The following is a 17,048-nucleotide window of genomic DNA, read 5'->3' as shown; positions in this document are numbered from 1 at the left end:
CTGCTGGGCGTATGGTTTGGTTGTTAGAAGCTAGCAGCTAAGGCTAGGGCTAGCTCCCCTCCTTAAAAAAGGAGGGGAATTCGTTCTAGCTTCTCAAAGCATTAAGCAATGGCGTGGGCGGTTTCCTCGGCTACGGGCTCCACAGGGCTTTCCTCTTCCTCTACCGGCTCTTTCTTGTCCCGCGAAAACAGCACATACAGGCCCGGAATCAGGATAACCCCTACCACGGTACCGATGAGCATACCACCTGCCGCGGCCGTACCGATGCTGCGGTTGCCGAGCGCACCGGCGCCAGTGGCAATGGTGAGCGGCAGCAGGCCGGCAATGAAGGCGAAGGAGGTCATCAGGATGGGGCGCAGGCGGGAGTAGCCACCCTCCACAGCCGCATCCAGCACGGAGGCACCCTGCTTGCGGCGCAGCACCGCAAACTCAATAATAAGGATGGCGTTTTTACCCAGCAGGCCAATCAGCATTACCAGCGACACCTGGGCGTAGATATTGTTTTCCAGCCCCAGCAGCTTCAGGAACAGAAACGCTCCGAAAATACCAGCCGGCAAGCTCAGAATAACCGGCAGCGGTAGCAGGAAACTCTCGTACTGGGCAGCCAGCAGCAGGTACACAAACAAGAGCACCACCGCAAACACGTACAGGGCTTGGTCGCCGGACAGCACCTGCTCGCGCGTCATGCCCGACCACTCGTAGCTGTAGCCACGGGGCAGCTCTTTGGCGGCTACCTGCGCCACGGTGTTAATCACGTCGCCTGAGGAGAAGCCGTTGGCGGCGTCGCCGTTCAGCATGGCCGAGGTGTACATGTTGTAACGCGTAAGCTGCTCGGGGCCGTACACGCGCTCCAAGCGCACAAAGGTGGAGTAGGGCACCATCTCGCCTCGGTCGTTTTTCACGTACATCTTCAGCACATCTTCGGGCTTGGTGCGGAAGTTGGGCGCGGCCTGCACCATCACCTTGTACATCTGCCCGAAGCGGATGAAGTTGGAGGCGTAGAACGAACCCATTAGGGTTTGCAGCGTGCTCATGGCCTTGTCGATAGTCACACCCTTTTTAGCGGCTTGCTCCTGGTCTACATGGATGAGGTACTGCGGGAAACTAGCGTCGAAGCTGGTGAAGGCCGAGCCCACAGCGGGCGTTTTCTCCAGCGCTGCAATAAAATCGTTCGAAACCTGCGCAGTCTGTTGCAGGTCGCCTCGGCCGGTACGGTCGAGTAGGCGTAGCTCGAAGCCGCTGGAGTTACCGAAGCCCGGCACCGTGGGCGGGGGTAGGAACTGAATATCGGCGTCTTTTAGGTAGCGCGTTTTCTCCTCTAGCTGGGCAATCAGGTCCTGTACAGACTCCTCACGCTCGTCCCAGGCTTTCAGGTTGATCATGCCCATGCCGTAAGAGGCACCGGCCACTTCCGTAGTCAGGCTGTACCCAGCCAGCGTCGATACCGATTCCACCGGTCCCAGCTTTTCGGCAATGCGCTGTACTTCGTCGAGCACCTTCTCGGTACGCTCTACGGTGGCGCCGGGCGGCGTGGTCACGTTCACGTAAATCATGCCCTGGTCTTCAGTTGGGATGAAGCCGGTGGGTAGGATGGTGGTGATGCCGTAGGTAGCCACAAAGAATACCAGCATCAGCCCGATAGTCACCACGCGGCGGTTGGCCACCACGCGCACCAGCCGTTGGTAGCGCAGGGCCAGGCCCTCGTAGTAGCGGTTGAATCCGCCAAAGAAGCGGCCCAGTAGACCTTTCTGCTCACCTTCTGGCGCATGGCGCAGCAGCAGCGCGCACAGCGCGGGGGTGAGCGTGAGGGCGTTGATACCCGAAATCACAATAGAAAACGCCAGCGTAAGCGAGAACTGTCGGTAGAACACGCCCACCGGACCATCCATAAAGGACACTGGCACGAACACCGCCGACATCACCAGCGTGATGGCGATAATGGCGCCGCCAATCTCGCGCATGGCCGCAAACGTGGCTTCCTTGGGGCTCAGGTGGTCCTCAGTCATCTTCACGTGCACGGCTTCCACCACCACAATGGCGTTGTCGACCACAATACCAATGGCCAGCACCAGCGCGAAGAGCGTGAGCAGGTTGATACTAAAGTCCAGCAGTTGCATGAAGAACAGCGTACCCACTAGGGCCACCGGCACGGCCAGCGCCGAAATCAGGGTAGAGCGCCAGTCTTGCAGGAAAATGAACACCACCAGGAACACCAGCACAAAGGCCTCCACCAGCGTGCGCATCACCTCATGGATACTGGCATCGAGGAAGCGCGACACGTCGTAGGCAATGTTGTAGGTCATGCCGGGCGGGAAGCTCGTGCCTTTCAGCTCGGCCATGCGCTTTTTCACGTTTGCAATTACCTCCGAGGCGTTGGAGCCGGGGCGCTGCTTGAGCATGATGGCCGCCGAGGGCCGCCCGTCAATCTTGGAGGTCATGCTGTAGTTGAGGGAGCCGAACTCGATGCGGGCCACGTCTTTGAGGCGCAGCACCGAGCCATCGGGGGTAGCACGCACCACAATGTTTTCGTACTGCTTGGGCTCGAATAGCTTGCCCGTGTAGCGCAGCACGTACTGCAATTCCTGATCGGCGCCGCCCGAGCTTTCGCCCGATTTGCCGGGGGCCGCCTCCACGTTCTGCGCCCGGATGGCCTCAATCACCTCGTCGGCCGACACATTCAGGGCCACCATGCGGTCGGGTTGCAGCCACACGCGCATGGAGTACTCGCGCGAGCCCATGATTTCGGCGAAGCCTACCCCGTCAATCCGCTTCAGCTCCTGCAACACGTTGATATCGGCGAAGTTGTAAATAAACTTCTCCCCCACCGACTTGTCATCGCTCATAATATTGAGGTAGAGCAGCATACTGTTCACCTCTTTCTCGGTGCTTACACCGGCCTTAATTACTTCTTCCGGCAGCTCGTCGATTACGGTCTGCACGCGGTTCTGCACGTTCACGGCCGCCAGGTCGGGGTCGGTGCCTACCTGGAAGAACACGGTGATAAGTGTGATGCCGCTGTTGGTACTCACCGAGGTGAGGTAGGACATGCCCGGCACCCCGTTGATGGCACGCTCCAGAGGCGTGGCCACGGCTTTGGTACATACCTCCGCGTTGGCGCCAGTGTAGCGCGCTGTTACGGTCACCGACGGCGGCACGATGTCGGGAAACTGCGTGATGGGTAGCTGAATCAGGGCTAGCAAGCCCAGAAACACGATAACCAACGAAATAACCAGCGACAGTACCGGCCGGCGAATGAATATATCGAACATAAGGGAGGGTAGGAATGCTTAGGTGAGGTAGTGGGGAAGGGAGGCTAGAAGCTAGGGCTAAAAAGCTAGGCTAGTTCCCCTCCTTTTTTAAAGAGGGGTGGCTGAAGGTCGGAGTGGTAAAAACGTCAGGACAATGCTAGAACTAGATAACTAGAGACTAGAAAAGCCAAACAGGTAGCCTCGTTAAACGGCGTTTACCACCCCGCCCTGCGGGCATCCTCCTTAAGAAAGAGGGTAATTCGTTCTAACTATGGGGCTTCGGCCAGCAGCGTTTTCATGGCCACGGGCTGGGCCTGAATGGTGTTGCCGTCGCGTAGGTCCTGCACGCCTTCGTACACAATCCGCTCACCGGGCTTCAGGCCCGCCTTCACAATGTAGAAGTCCGACAGGCGCGCCTGGGGCGTGAAGGCTTGCTGCCTGATTTTGCTGTTTGGTCCTACCACAAACACGTAGTTTTTGTCCTGGGTCTCGAACACGGCCCGCTGGGGCACTAGCAGGGCATCTTTCACGGCGTTTTGGAGGCGTACCCGGCCGCTGGCGTTGTGTTTGAGCAGCCCTTCGGGGTTGGGGAAGCGCGCCCGGAACGCAATGGAGCCGGTGGTTTCCTCAAACTCGCCCTCCAGCGTTTCGATGCGGCCGCCGTGGCGGTAGGTCGTACCGTCGGCCAGTAGCAGCGTTACGGAGTCGCTGGAGGTACGCGTATTGCGCTGGCGGGCTTTGGCGTACTCCAGGTACTCATTCTCGGCCACGTTGAAGTAGGCATACACGGCCCCCTGGTCCGACACGCTAGTGAGCAGCGTGCCGTTGTCGACGAGGCTACCCGTTTTCAGCGGAATTCGGTCGATGATGCCATCGAAAGGCGCTTTGATGAGCGTGTACGACAGGTTTAAGCTGGCATTGGCACGTGTAGCGCGGGCCTCCTGCACTGTCGATTGGGCGGCGCGCAGCTTGGCTTGCGCCACATCCAGCTCCGAAGACGCAATAATGTTCTTCTTCACCAGCATCTGTACGCGGTTCAGCTCCAGCTCCGCCACTTGCTCCTGGGCCTGGGCATTGCGCACGGCCGCGGCCGAGCTGGCCACGCGCTCTTTATACTCACTGGCGTTGATGCGAAACAGGGGCTGGCCTTTTTTCACAACCTGCCCTTCATCCACGTAAATATGCTCCAGGAAACCAGGCACCCGCGCCCGCACATCCACGTTGCGCACCGCTTCAATATCGGCCACATAGTCGTGGTGCAGGATGGTGTCGCGGGGGGCCAGCTGCACTACCGGCACCTTTGGCACTTCCGACTTCGTGGTATCGGCCTGGCTTTTTTCAGAGCAGCTGCCTAGCATGGCAGCGGCCAGCGGCAAAACAAACCAGCAGAACTGGCGAAGAGAAGAATCCGAAAGAGACACGGAGAGAAAAATAAAGTAGAAAAAGTGATGCGCAATCAAGAATAGCCTCTGGTTGTCAGAGGTCTGAGGCGGCCGCAGCCGTTGCCGAAAGCTTGCGCCCGGCTTCACTTATCAGCAAACTATCCTTACGTAAATGTTCGGCCTGACAGCGAGCCAACATCGCCCGCGTAAGACGCAGTTCTTCAGTGGCATTGGGCACGCTGGGCATGTCGTCGTCTTCCTCCTCGTCGTCGGCCTCCAGCCAGCCTACCCAGGCGGTATCGTTCTGGGGCAGCACGAGGTAGCAGTTTAGCGCCGTCGACAGCAGCAACGCTCCCAACAGCATCCAAATCAGCATAATATGCCGGTTTTCTTGTGGCATCGGTTTTTGGGCTTGTATACTACAAAACAACCCACCCGACGTTAGAGCCGTCTTAGAATAACATTAGAAAAGATTAAAAAAGACTACAAGCCGAGGTGAAGCGGCTGTTCTACCTAGAGCGCCACCTTGCGCCGGGCACCACGGCGCCGGAACACTTCTACCGTAAATAACTCCTCTAGTAGAGCGGCTTTCAGCGTAGCGTAACCCTAGCAGTCGAATCAGTTTTAAACGTTGCGGCCCACTGAAGCAGTGGGCCGCAACGTTTAAAACAGCTCGCCAGACGGTATTTTCTATTTTTCGGCAGAATCAAATAGTAAAGAGTCGAGACAAAGGCGGCGCGCTACCGGCTCCGGCTGGCTCCGCGGCTACCGCTGGATTTGCCCTTGGCAGGTTTGCCAGCCCCTTTGGCCGGACGCTTAGCGGCGCTTTGGGGGCTGCTTTTCGGGCCAGCTGATTTGCCGGGCCGGGGGCCGGTCTTATCGGTAGGACGACCGGAGGCGACGCTGCGGCCGGCCGTAACCAGCCGCTTGGGCTTTGCGCCAGGCCGCGTAGAGTCTTTGTCGAGCCAGGTGCCGGCAGGTAGGGACTTGGCTTTGCGAGGAGCTTCGTCACGCAGGGAGGGGTCGAAGGCGGGACGCACGATATCGGCCCGGCCGGTGATAGGGCGAGCTGTTTTGGGACCCGAACGGTCGCCCCACTGGGCGGCCGTCGATACGACTTTGCGGCGGCGCGGCGTGCGGCCGTCGTCGGTGCCTTTCGAATCTTCAATCATTTCAAACAGCACTTTCAGCTCCTTCTCGCGCAGTTCGCGCCACTCGCCGGGGCCCAGGCCCTTGATGCTGATATTCATGATGCGGATGCGCTCCAACTGCACCACCTCGTAGCCGAAATACTCGCACATGCGCCGGATCTGGCGGTTCATGCCCTGCACCAGCGTCAGCCGAAAAATGTAGGACGTTTCCTTCACCACCTTGCATTTTTGGGTCATCACGCCCAGAATGGGCACCCCGTTTTGCATGGCTTCCAGAAAATCATCTTTGATGGGCTTGTCCACCATCACAATGTATTCCTTCTCGTGCTGGTTGCCGGCGCGCAGGATTTTGTTGACGATGTCGCCGTTGCTGGTCAGTAGCAGCAGGCCCTGCGACTCTTTATCGAGGCGGCCGATGGGGAAGATGCGCACCGTGTGCTTAATGGCCCGGATGACGTTGTCCTTCACGCCCAAATCAGTGGTCGTGACGATGCCAGGGGGCTTATTGTAGGCCAGGTACACCGCCTCTTCCTCGGGCCGGGGCTCGATGTGGACGCCGTTCACCACCACTTGGTCACGGCTGGTTACCTGGTCGCCGATGGCGGCGCGCTTGCCGTTCACCGTCACGTTGCCTTGCTCGATGTGGCGGTCGGCTTCGCGGCGCGAGCACACGCCACTTTCGCTGATGTATTTATTGAGTCTGATTGCCATGTTAGTAAAGCGTAACGCTTGGTGCGGGGTGCTTAAACCAGCGGTAAAAGAAGCGGCGGCCAGTCCGCTACGGATTGGCCGCCTGCAAAGATACGGCTAACCTTGCGGGGCGTGTTGAATGAAGTAAGGAATCTAGCGTGGATTTCAGAGTAGCGCATGGGGTAGCCACAGAGGTCAACCCAGCTTTGGCGCCTTCTACCCTACCCCCGGCAACTGCACGGTGGCCGTAGTGCCCTCGCCGGGCACCGATGCTAGTGTAAGCTGCCCGCCGTGGCGCTGCACAATCTTGCGGGTGATGGGTAGGCCCAGGCCATGGCCGGGCACTTGGCGGCCGTTGTTGCCACGGTACAAGGGCTCGAATATGTGCGCCAGCTCGGCAGCGCTCATGCCGCTGCCAGCATCCGCAATGGTGAGGCGCACAGTGGTGGCGTTAGCATACCCCAGCGTGCTGCTCACGGTGCCCGTGGAGTACTTGCAGGCATTGTCGAGCAGGTTGAACACCACAGTGGTCAGCAAGTGCGCATTGCCCATCACCATAAAGGGGTCCTCTACCTCATCGGGCAGATCATCGAACGCCAGCCGGATGGTGCGGGTAGGGTACTTGGTTTTGCACATGGTCAGGGCCTGCGTCATGCACTCGTCCAGACGCACGGGCTCGCACCGGAAAGCGGTATCATCGGCCTTGGCCAGGGCCAGCAGGCCGTTGGTGAGGGCAATGAGGCGGCGGATTTCCTCCATGGCCGACGCGGTGCTCTGGCGGGCTTCGGCCAGGTCGTGGTCGTAGGCCAGGGAGGTTTCTAGCGTGCCCAGCAGGTTGGTCAGGGGCGTGCGCAACTCGTGCGAGGCGTGCGACAGGAAGCTTTTTTGCGACTCGAAAGCCTGCTCCAGCCCGCTCAGCATCTCGTTGAAGGTGATGGCTAGCTGGGCAATTTCGTCGCGGCGGTTGCCTTCGGCTACGCGCCGGCTCAGGTTGGAGGCCGTAATGCGCTTCACCTGCCGCACCACGCGAGCAATGGGGCGCAGAGCCTGGTCGGTGAAGTACCAGCCCGCCATGATAATCAACACCAGCGCACCCAGATTGCCAACTAGCAGCAGCAGGCGCAGCTTGGCAAACTCCCGCGCCCCGAACACATCCTGCCCAACCAGCAACACGCGGTAGTTCCGGCCCTGGTGCTGGTACAGCACGCCTACCCCCTCGCGCCCGCCCAACTGAAAATGGGCCGGCCGTGGCCCCCTGATTTGGTTGAGGTACACAGAATCGGGCACGGGGCGCAGCGGTTTGCCCAACCCGTACAGCAGTTGGTTGCCTTCGTTGTAGATACCGATGTACTCCTGGTGCATGGTCAGCAGGTCGGCACGACGGAAACTGTGCAGCACGGCCGTATCTAGGTTGGCGCGCCGGATAAGCAGCCGCGCCGCCAACACTGCTTTGGCTTCCAAGCGATGGTAGTAGCGCTGCTCCCGCGAAAACGCGCTGAAGTAGTAAATAAACGCTGACAGCGCCAGCTGAATGCCCACCACCAGCAACGTAAAGCGCAACAACAGCTTATTCCGGATCAGCAAGAGACAGGTGGTGAATGGTGAGGTGGTGAACTTGTAAAGAAGCCAGGGGCCATGCTTTCCTACCCTTCCCGCATCACGTAGCCCATGCCCACTACCGTGTGAATGAGCTTGACGGGGTAGCCTTTGTCGAGCTTTTTGCGCAGGTAGCTCACGTACACGTCAATCACGTTGGTGTTGGTGTCGAAGTTCAGCTCCCACACTTTCTCGGCAATATCCACTCGCGAAATCACTTTGCCGCGGTTCAACAGCAGGTATTCCAGCAAAGCGTATTCCTTGGTAGTCAGCTCAATGCGCTGGCCGCTGCGAGTCACCACTTTTGATTCCAGGTTCAGTTCCAGGTCGGCCATGCGCAACACGCGGCGCACGGCGCTGGCCTCGGTGGCGCGGCGTGTGAGCACGCGCGTGCGCAGCAGCAACTCTTTAAACTCGAAGGGCTTCACGAGGTAGTCGTCGGCGCCGGCCTCGAAGCCCAATACTTTGTCGTCGAGGCTGTCGAGGGCGGTGAGCAGCAGCACGGGCACGGTGGGGTGCAGCTGCCGGCTCAGGCGGCACAGCTCCAGGCCGTTGAGGTAGGGCAGGTTCACATCCAGAATCACCAGCGCGTAGCTGCTCTGCCGCAGCAGCGACTGGCCCACGCGCCCGTCGTAGGCTACTTCAATCTCGTAGCCTTCATTGGCAAAGCCTTTCTGAATAAAAGAGGCCAGCTTGGGTTCGTCTTCGACGAGCAGCAGTTTCATGCTGTAAAGATAAGGAAGGGTGTGAGGGTAGGAAGATAGCGCATCTATCCTCAGCATTCCGCGCATCAAGCGACGACGAACCTTCTCATGCTAGAACGAGCATCGTACCAACGACTCGTTCTACCGTGATAAGGTCCTTCGCAAGCTCAAGATGACAAACTTCCTACCCTCACACCCCCTACCCTCCTCCCCTCCTACTTTTCTACCCTTTCCAACTTCCTCCTTTACCTTTGCCCGCGTGAGAACGTCCACTTTCCTCCTTGGGCTGCTGACGCTGGCCGCCCTACCCGCCTGCCTGTCGCTGGAGAGCGACAAGCAAAAAGAAGATGCCGCCGAAAAGGCTGTGCTCAATAAGCACGACGAAGCCATGGCCCAAACCATTGGCCCGGTATACGAGCTGCGCAAACAGCTGCAACAACAAACCGGCCCCGACACGGCCCGCACCGGCCGGCAGGTACGCAGCCTACTCCGCGCCGAAGCCGCCATGATGGGCTGGATGCATCAGTACCGCCGCCCGGCCGACTCCACCGCCCACGAGCGAAAGTTGCGGTATTATGCCCGGCAGCAGCACAAAATCGACTCCGTGGCTGTTCTTATTTCCAGTAGCCTCGACTCGGCCCGGCAAGTGCTGGCCGCCGGCGCGGCGCCTACCCCTAGTTCTGCTCAATGATTCGTTTCGCCCTGCGCCGTGCCCTCGGCCCGCTGTTATTTGGCCTTGGTAGCCTCGCGCTGCTGCCGGCCTGCTCGTCGTCTTCCGCTGATCAGCAAACCGCCCGCCTACCCTACATCGGGGAGCGGGATGTGGTGCCCAGCCCCACCGGTGGCCCCGCCGATACAGTGTACGCTACTATCCCTACCTTCCGCCTCACCAACCAGGCCGGGCAGCCCGTCACCAACGACACGTTCAAAGACAAGATCTACATCACCGATTTCTTCTTTGCTACCTGCCCCAGCATCTGCCCCAAAATGCAGAGTGAACTGCTGCGCGTGTACGAAAAATACAAGGACAACCCGCGCGTGGTGTTCCTGTCGCACACCATCGACCCGGCCCACGACTCCATCCCCGTGCTGCGCGACTATGCCGAGCGCCTGGGCGTGACCGATGCCTCGCGCTGGCACTTTGCTACCGCCCCCCAAGACACCATCTTTGCGCTGGCTCACGCTTATTTAACAGGGGCTCAAGTAAGTACCGATGCGCCCGGTGGCCTTGAGCATACTGGCGCCTTTGCACTGGTAGATCCCAACCGCCACGTGCGCGGCATCTACGACGGCCTGAACAAAGATGAGGTAGACCGCTTGATTCAGGAAATCCCGGTGCTGTTGCAGGAAGTAAGCGCTACTCCGGCCACGGCTACGGCCCCACGGCCGTGAGCACCTGGTGGCTGCGCGGCGCGGCATGCCTGGCCGCAGCCAGTACGCTGGTCGGTTGCTTTTCCAACCGTCAGAACGAGGGCGGTAAGCTTTATGCTACGCACTGCGCCAGCTGCCACGGCGAGCAAGGCGAGGGCCTGCGCCGTCTGATTCCGCCCTTGGCCGGCGCCGACTATCTGCGCCAGCAACGTGCTGCCCTACCCTGCCTTATTCGCAAGGGGCAGCAAGGTCCGGTTGTGGTGAACGGCGTGACCTATAACCAAGTGATGCCTGGCCACGAGGACCTCACCGACTCGCAGATTACCAACATCCTCAACTTTGTGCAGCAGCAGTGGGGCAATCAGAACCAGACCTATACCATCCGGGAAGTGTCGGAGCTGCTGGATGCCTGCCACGGCAGCGACGGTCAGTAATTGTCCGAACCGTTGAATTACAAGTTAAAAGAAGAATATTCTGCCCCGTTTGTTGAAGCATCTCCACCGTGAATAACCAAATGCCACTCAACGAAGCGGTAAACAGATTTCAATTGACTCAACCTGACCGTCGAATTTCTCCATTTTGCTATTGAAGCAACATATGAACTGCGTAAAAAGCCGCGTGAGTTTGTCTCAAATTGCCTAGCTTGGCCTTCCTAATTCGTTATTGACTTCTTTTTATGGGTCTGTTTGACTTTCTGAAACCTAAAAACGAGCCGACTTCTACTCCTACGCCGTCGACTACGCCTACCCCTTCTACCCCCGAGCAGCCGGCCTCTCCCGCCGGACCGCGTTACAAGGGCTCCAACTATACCTCGCCCGTGCAAGCTGGTGCGCCTACCCCGCCACCCATGCCGCCTATGCCGGAGCCGTATATTCCGCCTATGCCGCCTATGCCAGACTTCGAGCCCACCAACGTGCTGGAAGAGCTGCTGATGCGCGCCGCCGCCGAGCAGGAGATTCGGCCGCTGTTTTACCGGGCGTTGTTGCAGGAAGAAGTAGTGGTGGTGCTGCACCCCAGAGAAGATCTGGAACCCGGTGAGGTGACGCCTACTGAAGGCATGGAGATTCAGCTGCAAGTGCTGAATGACGGTAAGATTCCGGTATTTACGTCGCTGGAGCGCGTGAGCGACGGGGCCGTGGAGCAGGACACAATTTCCTACCTGCGCCTGCGTGGTATCGACCTGTTTCAGATGGTGCAAGGGGCTGATTGTGCCCTCAACCCCTTCTCGCCCATTGGCAAGCTGCTGCCTGCCGCCGAGCTAACCGATTTGCTGACCGGCAACCTCACCAACATTCCCGGCGAGGGTGAAGGCGAGCAGATGCAGGTGGCCCTGGGCCCACCCCACGAGTCGACGGCTGGTTTGGCCGAAGCCGTGCGCACCTACTGCGCCACCAATCCCGACATCGAAGCCGCCTACCTGGCCCAGATGCAGATTCAGAACGCGCCGGAACCGCCACGCCTGCTGCTGGCCTTCCACTCCACCACTGCCAACCCCGATTTCCTCCAGGAGCTCGGTCCCATGCTGCAAGAGCACCTCACCAACCAGCCCCAACTGGATATGATGCTCATCGACCCCGCTTCGGGCGAGCCCATCAACCAGTACTTCCTGCAAAGCGAGCCAGTTTATCAGAAGTAAAGGGGGTACAAAAAGGCCGTCCTGCTGAGCTGGTCGAAACATCTCTACTGATAGTAAAGAAATTACTCACGGTAGAGATGTTTCGACCAGCTCAGCAGGACGGCCTTTGCGTATCCGCTAGCTTCCTACTTCTTCCAGGGCTTTTTTCCGCAATAACCGCTGGTAAATAGGCCGTGCGCTGAAATACAGGAGAAATCCCAGCGGCACCGCGCCCAGCAGCCAGAGCAGCAATGCGCCCAACTCGGCGCGCCACAGCAGCGTGAAAGCCCCGCCCAGATCGTGCGTGAATAGGTAGCGCACGCGGCCCATTGTCAGGGTTTGCACGTTGGCCCCCAGCAATGGTGCCCCGAAGCGCAGCAGCGGCAACATCAGCAAGAGCTGTAGCGGACTCATCAGGTGGCTAATGAGCAGCATAGCGGCCACATTCAGCCGCAGGCGCACGGCTGCCAACGTGCCCAGCAGTGTGGTAGCACCCAGCACCGGCACCAGGCCAATGGCTACGCCTACGGCCGTAGTGAGGGCCAGCTGGTGCGGGGTAAGCCCCTGCTTAAGAATATTTTGTAACGGCAGCAGCACCCGGCGGCGCAGCCAGGAAGGCGACGGCTCTGACGGCGGCAACGGGGTAATGGGTTCAACCAAAACAAGACAGGTTTTTGGGGCAAAGGTAGCCGATGGGCACTCGTGCGTTGTATCTTCGCAATTCGCTCCGGCCTTACCTGGCCAACGAAGCAATCAGGGAATGACAAAAGTACGTGTGCCAGGCCAGCTCCGGCCAAAAGAGTGGGCGGATTTCTTGGTGCTGCTGCGCCGTGCTAGCCGGATGTTGTCGGCCAACGACCCGCTACGGCTAGGCGCAGCCACAGCCTTTTTCACCACGTTTGCCCTCCCCCCCATCGTCATTATCCTGATTCAGGTGCTGGGCTCACTCTATTCCAAGTCCATTGTGCGGCAAATGCTGCTCACGAAGGTGGCTGACTTGCTGGGCTCTTCGGCGGCGGGGTTGGTACAACAGATTCTGCAAAACGTGACCAACGTGGAGCGCAGCCGCACCGTCACGTGGCTGGGCTTTGCCTTTCTGCTGTTCATCGCCACCACCCTGTTTGTCGTTATCCAGCACTCGCTGAACCAGCTCTGGAGCATCCGACCGGAAAACGGGTTTTCGCCGTTCTCCAACCTCCTGAAGGAACGAGGCCGCTCGTTGCGCGTGCTGCTGGCCACGGCGGGCCTTTCCATGTTGGCCTTTTTGATGGATGCGCTGCTCTCACTGTTCGCCCATTCCCTCGTCGATTTTAATGCTTCGTTTGGCTATTATGCCGTGCAAACGCTCAACCGGCTGGCCTCGTTGCTGATTCTAATCGCGTGGTTTGCCTTCACCTTTCGCACGCTCAGCTTGGCCATTGTCTCGTGGCGGGCCGTGCTGCCCGGCGCCGTGCTCACGGCCGTGCTCATCGATTTGGGCGAATTCATCCTTAGTTACCTGCTGGTGCCGCGCAACCTTGGCCCCATTTACGGACCAGCCTCCAGTATTGTACTGGTGCTGCTCTTCGTATTCTATTGCGCCATGATTTTCTACTACGGCGCCTGTTTCACGAAGGTCTACGCCCATTACATCGGCCACGATATCAAGCCCAAACGCCACGCCGTACGCTACCGGCTAGTGAATTTGCCGGAGGAGGAGTAGAGGTAAAATAGTGAGATAATGAGTTAAAGAATACGGCTGTCATCCTGAACGCAGTGAAGGACCTTATGCCCGCAGAACGAGTCGTTGTTAGGTCTTTCGTTCTTTCGTGATAATGTCCTTCGCAAGCTCAGGATGACACACGTTTTTTACTCAGTGTCTCACCACTCACCTCTACTCCATCTGTTGACGCTGCATGAATTCTTGCGTTTTCACATCATCCTTTCGCACGAAGGGGCTGATAATTACGCGGGTGCCGCTCTGGTAAGTAAAGAAGCGATACACCCAGTTGGCCATCACCACCAGTTTGCTGCGGAAACCGATGAGGTAGAAGATGTGCACGAACAGCCACGCAGCCCAGGCCATAAAGCCGCTCAGGTGCTTGTCGCCGGGTAGATCGGCCACGGCGCGGTTGCGGCCGGTGATGGCCAGGGAGCCTTTATCGAAGTAGGAAAACGGCTCCAGCTTCTCGTTCCGGCGCAGGCGGTGCAGGTTTTTGGCCAGGTGCACGCCTTGCTGAATAGCGGGCTGCGCCACGCCGGGGTGACCGTTGGGCCATTTCTCGCTCCGCATCAGGGCAATGTCGCCGATGGCAAACACATCGGAGTAGCCCTGCACCTGGTTGAAGAGATTGACTACGTAACGGCCGCGTTCCAGCGTTTCTTTAGGCATGCCCTCTACGGTTGCCCCCGTCACGCCAGCAGCCCAAATCAGCGTCCGCGCCCGGATTTCCTCCCCGTTTTTCAGCCTCACTACCTGCCCGTCGTAGTTTTCTACCAGCGTGTTGGTTTTCACAATGACACCCAACTCTTCCAGATCCTCGTGGGTGTGGGCACTGGACACGGGCGACATGGGCGGCAGCACGCGGTCGAGGCCTTCCACCAAATAAATGTGCATCTGGCTGAAATCTAGGCCAGGGTAGTCTTCGGGCAGCACGTGGGCGCGCATCTCGGCAATAGAACCGGCCATTTCTACGCCCGTAGGGCCAGCGCCTACTACCACTACGTTCAGCAGCTGCTCGCGTATGGCAGGGTCGCTGGTCATGTTGGCCTGCTCAAACGCCTGCAACAGCTGGCTACGCAGGCTCACAGCATCCGACACCTGCTTGAGCGGGAAAGCGAATTGCTTCACCTGGTCGTTGCCGAAGTAGTTGGTGCGCGTGCCGGTGGCAATAACCAGGTAATCGTAGCTCAACTCGCCTACCAGCGTCGTCACGGTTTTGGCAGCCGGGTCTACGTTGGTGACGCGCACCGGGCGAAAGTGAAAGTCGGGGTAGTCTTTATCGAACAGCTTGCGGATGGGCTCGGCAATGGTTTCCGGCTCCAAGCGGGCCGTCGCTACTTGGTAGAGCAACGGCCAGAAACCGAAGTAATTCAGCTTGCTGAACATGACCACCTGGAACTCGTGGCCAGCCAGATTTTTAGCTAGGTTGACGCCCCCAAACCCGCTGCCGATGATGACAACGCGGGGCTTTTTGGTGGCCGGGATATTTAGGGAAAGTGTTTCGGGAGTGACCATACAGCGAGAGGAAAAAGAATAGCGAGGAAAGCAGACAGGGAGAACAGGCCAGTGCCTTCAGGCATTAACTGCAAAAACGCCCCTGTGGTTTAAGTAACTTTGCCTCCCTGTTGGGCTTATGCCCACACTTCCATCACGAGGGGCTACCTTTGTGGTTTCGCCTCAATTTCGCATGACTGCTACCCCCGCGCCCGCCCCTACCTTTGCCGACCTCGGCCTAGTCCCTGTTCTACTGCAAGCCTTAGATGAGCTGCAGTTTGCGGCCCCTACCCCCGTGCAGGCACAAGTGCTACCCCTGGCCCTCGACGGCCAGGATGTGGCCGGGCAGGCCCCCACCGGCTCGGGCAAAACCGCTGCCTACGGCCTGGCTGTACTTCAACAAGTTGACGTGCAGCAGGATGCGGTGCAGATTATTGTATTGGTGCCCGCCCGCGAGTTGGCCCTGCAAGTACGCGACGCCCTCAAAAAACTCGGAAAATATCTGCCCAACCTGCGCGTGGCGGCGTTCTACGGCGGGCACGCGTTTCGGGAGGAAAGGGCTTCGCTGCAGCAGGCGCCGCACGTGGTGGTGGCCACACCCGGCCGCCTGCTCGACCACTTCGAGCGGCGCACGATTGTACCCAATCAGCTGAAATCATTGGTACTGGATGAGGCGGATAAATTGTTGGAGTTGGGCTTTCAGGATGAGTTGGTAGAGATTGTGAAGCGCCTACCCCGGCGCCGGCAAACACTGCTGTTCTCAGCTACCATGTCGGAGAAAGTGGTAGAGCTGATTCGCAAAAACCTGACCCGCCCCCGCGTGGTGAATGCCGGCGAAGACACCGCCGAGCTGCCCGAAAATCTGACCCTGCTGGGTCATGTGGGTACTGCCGAGCAAAAGCCTGCTGCCCTCTACCACCTCCTACAACGCCCCGAGACGGGCCGCGCGCTGGTGTTTTGTAACACCCGCGAGCGGTGCCAGGAGCTTACGCGCTTCCTGCAAGGCCGCGGCATCGCGGCCGAAACGCTGCACGGCAAAATGCCCCAGCCCGAGCGCGACAAAGCTCTGCTGAAGCTGCGCAACGGCTCTAGCCAGGTGCTGGTGGCCACCGACGTAGCCGCCCGCGGCCTTGATGTGACAGCCCTCGACACCGTGATTCAGTACGATGCCCCCGACAAAGCCGACAGCTTCCAGCACCGCGCTGGCCGCACGGCACGAGCGGGTGCTGCGGGTACCGCCCATCTGTTGGCTACCCCCAAGGAGCAAGCACATGTGCAGAAGTGGCCCGTAGCCGAAACCATCAAATGGCAGCCCGTGAAAGCTAGTAAGCTACCCGCCGCCCTTCCCAAAGCCCCTCGCCCCGAGAACGTGACCCTGCACGTATCAGCCGGCAAGAAGGACAAGGTAAGCGCCCACGACTTGGTAGGCGCTTTCGTGAATGTGGGCGGCGTGGCCCGCGAGCAAGTTGGCCACATCGAGGTGTTTGATTATTACAGCTACGTGGCCGTGCCGCGCCAACAGGCCCAGGAAGTAGCCGAGCGCTTAGCCGGTGCCAAGGTGAAGGGGAAGAAAGTGCGCGTATCGATAGTGGCGTAGCTGGTTGCACAGTATTAGGAGTAGCTGCGAGCCGCTCCTATACCGCCTATTCTATCACTTACTGCCCGCGTCGCCAGATGAAACCATCCAGCACGTAGTGTGTCATTTGGGGTAGGGCCAGCAGGGGCACTAGAAGTGTGAGCGTTAGCGGGTCGGCAACGGCAGGTAGTTGCTGAAACCAGCCGAACACGCTACCATGCTCGCGCCATACGAGGCCGTCCCAGAGGCCTTCCTCGGCGTAGGCAAGTAAGGCTATTACACCCAGAAACAGTGTTATGCCATAGCGTCCGCTCCACCACGGGCCGCCTTTACACCTGCGCCCCACCACGGTAGGTTGGCTGCTGCTCTATACCAGCGTTAGGCAGCATCGAGCAAACCGGCTGGGGGCGCCATAAACGTGGCCAGAATATGCAGGCCCGGTTGGTACAAATGCATCAATACAGATAGGATAAGCTAAACAACGCCACCAAAATAGTACCTGACGGCATTGGGTCCTAT

15 protein-coding genes are annotated in these 17,048 nt (G+C 59.1%); 6 read left to right on the top strand and 9 right to left on the bottom strand.

Translation table 11 applies throughout. The features are described from left to right. Positions 1-101 precede the first annotated feature (101 nt). The 6 genes from MUN82_RS05495 to MUN82_RS05470 form a co-directional block, all read right to left on the bottom strand. On the bottom strand, positions 102-3,269 hold the full coding sequence (locus tag MUN82_RS05495) for an efflux RND transporter permease subunit (RefSeq protein ID WP_245095593.1): 3,168 nt from the start codon (positions 3,267-3,269) through the stop codon (positions 102-104). Positions 3,270-3,517: 248 nt separating this feature from the next. Continuing rightward, complete coding sequence (locus tag MUN82_RS05490) at positions 3,518-4,669, bottom strand: efflux RND transporter periplasmic adaptor subunit (protein ID WP_245095592.1); 1,152 nt, start codon at positions 4,667-4,669, stop codon at positions 3,518-3,520. A 55-nt stretch (positions 4,670-4,724) separates the two neighbouring features. Then, the gene (locus MUN82_RS05485) at positions 4,725-5,030 is read right to left on the bottom strand and encodes a hypothetical protein (RefSeq protein ID WP_245095590.1); all 306 of its coding nucleotides are present in this window, start codon (positions 5,028-5,030) and stop codon (positions 4,725-4,727) included. A gap of 340 nt (positions 5,031-5,370) precedes the next feature. Further along, positions 5,371-6,492 carry a 23S rRNA pseudouridine(2604) synthase RluF gene (gene rluF / locus MUN82_RS05480; protein ID WP_245095589.1) on the bottom strand — a complete coding sequence of 374 codons (1,122 nt, stop codon included), beginning with the start codon at positions 6,490-6,492 and terminating at the stop codon, positions 5,371-5,373. A 195-nt stretch (positions 6,493-6,687) separates the two neighbouring features. Then, positions 6,688-8,055: a sensor histidine kinase gene (locus MUN82_RS05475; protein ID WP_245095588.1), complete on the bottom strand. Its 1,368-nt coding sequence runs from the start codon at positions 8,053-8,055 to the stop codon at positions 6,688-6,690. 59 nt (positions 8,056-8,114) lie between these two features. Continuing rightward, on the bottom strand, positions 8,115-8,792 hold the full coding sequence (locus MUN82_RS05470; protein ID WP_245095587.1) for a winged helix-turn-helix domain-containing protein: 678 nt from the start codon (positions 8,790-8,792) through the stop codon (positions 8,115-8,117). 238 nt (positions 8,793-9,030) lie between these two features. On the opposite strand from MUN82_RS05470, the gene MUN82_RS05465 reads away from it, so the two are divergent. From MUN82_RS05465 to MUN82_RS05450, 4 genes are all read left to right on the top strand, one after another. Further along, the gene (locus MUN82_RS05465; protein ID WP_245095586.1) at positions 9,031-9,462 is read left to right on the top strand and encodes a hypothetical protein; all 432 of its coding nucleotides are present in this window, start codon (positions 9,031-9,033) and stop codon (positions 9,460-9,462) included. Beyond that, entirely contained in the window at positions 9,459-10,163 is a 705-nt protein-coding gene (locus MUN82_RS05460) for an SCO family protein (protein WP_245095584.1), read from the top strand. The genes MUN82_RS05465 and MUN82_RS05460 overlap by 4 nt, the downstream gene beginning before the upstream one ends. Continuing rightward, a complete protein-coding gene (locus tag MUN82_RS05455; protein ID WP_245095583.1) occupies positions 10,160-10,576 on the top strand; it encodes a c-type cytochrome in 417 nt (138 codons plus the stop codon). The genes MUN82_RS05460 and MUN82_RS05455 overlap by 4 nt, the downstream gene beginning before the upstream one ends. Positions 10,577-10,818: 242 nt before the next feature. Further along, complete coding sequence (locus tag MUN82_RS05450) at positions 10,819-11,778, top strand: enhanced serine sensitivity protein SseB C-terminal domain-containing protein (RefSeq protein ID WP_245095581.1); 960 nt, start codon at positions 10,819-10,821, stop codon at positions 11,776-11,778. Positions 11,779-11,895: 117 nt separating this feature from the next. Here the strand turns inward: MUN82_RS05450 and MUN82_RS05445 are convergent, their stop codons facing one another. After that, entirely contained in the window at positions 11,896-12,417 is a 522-nt protein-coding gene (locus MUN82_RS05445) for a DUF2062 domain-containing protein (RefSeq protein WP_245095579.1), read from the bottom strand. Positions 12,418-12,517: 100 nt separating this feature from the next. Here MUN82_RS05445 and MUN82_RS05440 point away from each other — a divergent pair, with 100 nt between their 5' ends. Further along, positions 12,518-13,459 carry a YihY/virulence factor BrkB family protein gene (locus MUN82_RS05440; protein WP_245095578.1) on the top strand — a complete coding sequence of 314 codons (942 nt, stop codon included), beginning with the start codon at positions 12,518-12,520 and terminating at the stop codon, positions 13,457-13,459. A gap of 171 nt (positions 13,460-13,630) precedes the next feature. On the opposite strand, the gene MUN82_RS05435 is transcribed toward MUN82_RS05440, so the two are convergent. Next, positions 13,631-14,974 carry an NAD(P)/FAD-dependent oxidoreductase gene (locus MUN82_RS05435; RefSeq protein WP_245095576.1) on the bottom strand — a complete coding sequence of 448 codons (1,344 nt, stop codon included), beginning with the start codon at positions 14,972-14,974 and terminating at the stop codon, positions 13,631-13,633. 172 nt (positions 14,975-15,146) lie between these two features. Here MUN82_RS05435 and MUN82_RS05430 point away from each other — a divergent pair, with 172 nt between their 5' ends. Beyond that, positions 15,147-16,550: a DEAD/DEAH box helicase gene (locus tag MUN82_RS05430; RefSeq protein WP_245095574.1), complete on the top strand. Its 1,404-nt coding sequence runs from the start codon at positions 15,147-15,149 to the stop codon at positions 16,548-16,550. Between the two features lie 58 nt (positions 16,551-16,608). On the opposite strand, the gene MUN82_RS05425 is transcribed toward MUN82_RS05430, so the two are convergent. Further along, the gene (locus MUN82_RS05425) at positions 16,609-16,875 is read right to left on the bottom strand and encodes a hypothetical protein (protein ID WP_245095572.1); all 267 of its coding nucleotides are present in this window, start codon (positions 16,873-16,875) and stop codon (positions 16,609-16,611) included. Positions 16,876-17,048 lie beyond the last annotated feature (173 nt).

It is taken from the genome of Hymenobacter aerilatus (genome assembly GCF_022921095.1).
Classification (GTDB): Bacteria; Bacteroidota; Bacteroidia; order Cytophagales; family Hymenobacteraceae; genus Hymenobacter; species Hymenobacter aerilatus.
The sequence above is the reverse complement of the archived record's forward strand: the minus strand, read 5'-3'. Positions and strand labels throughout refer to the sequence as shown.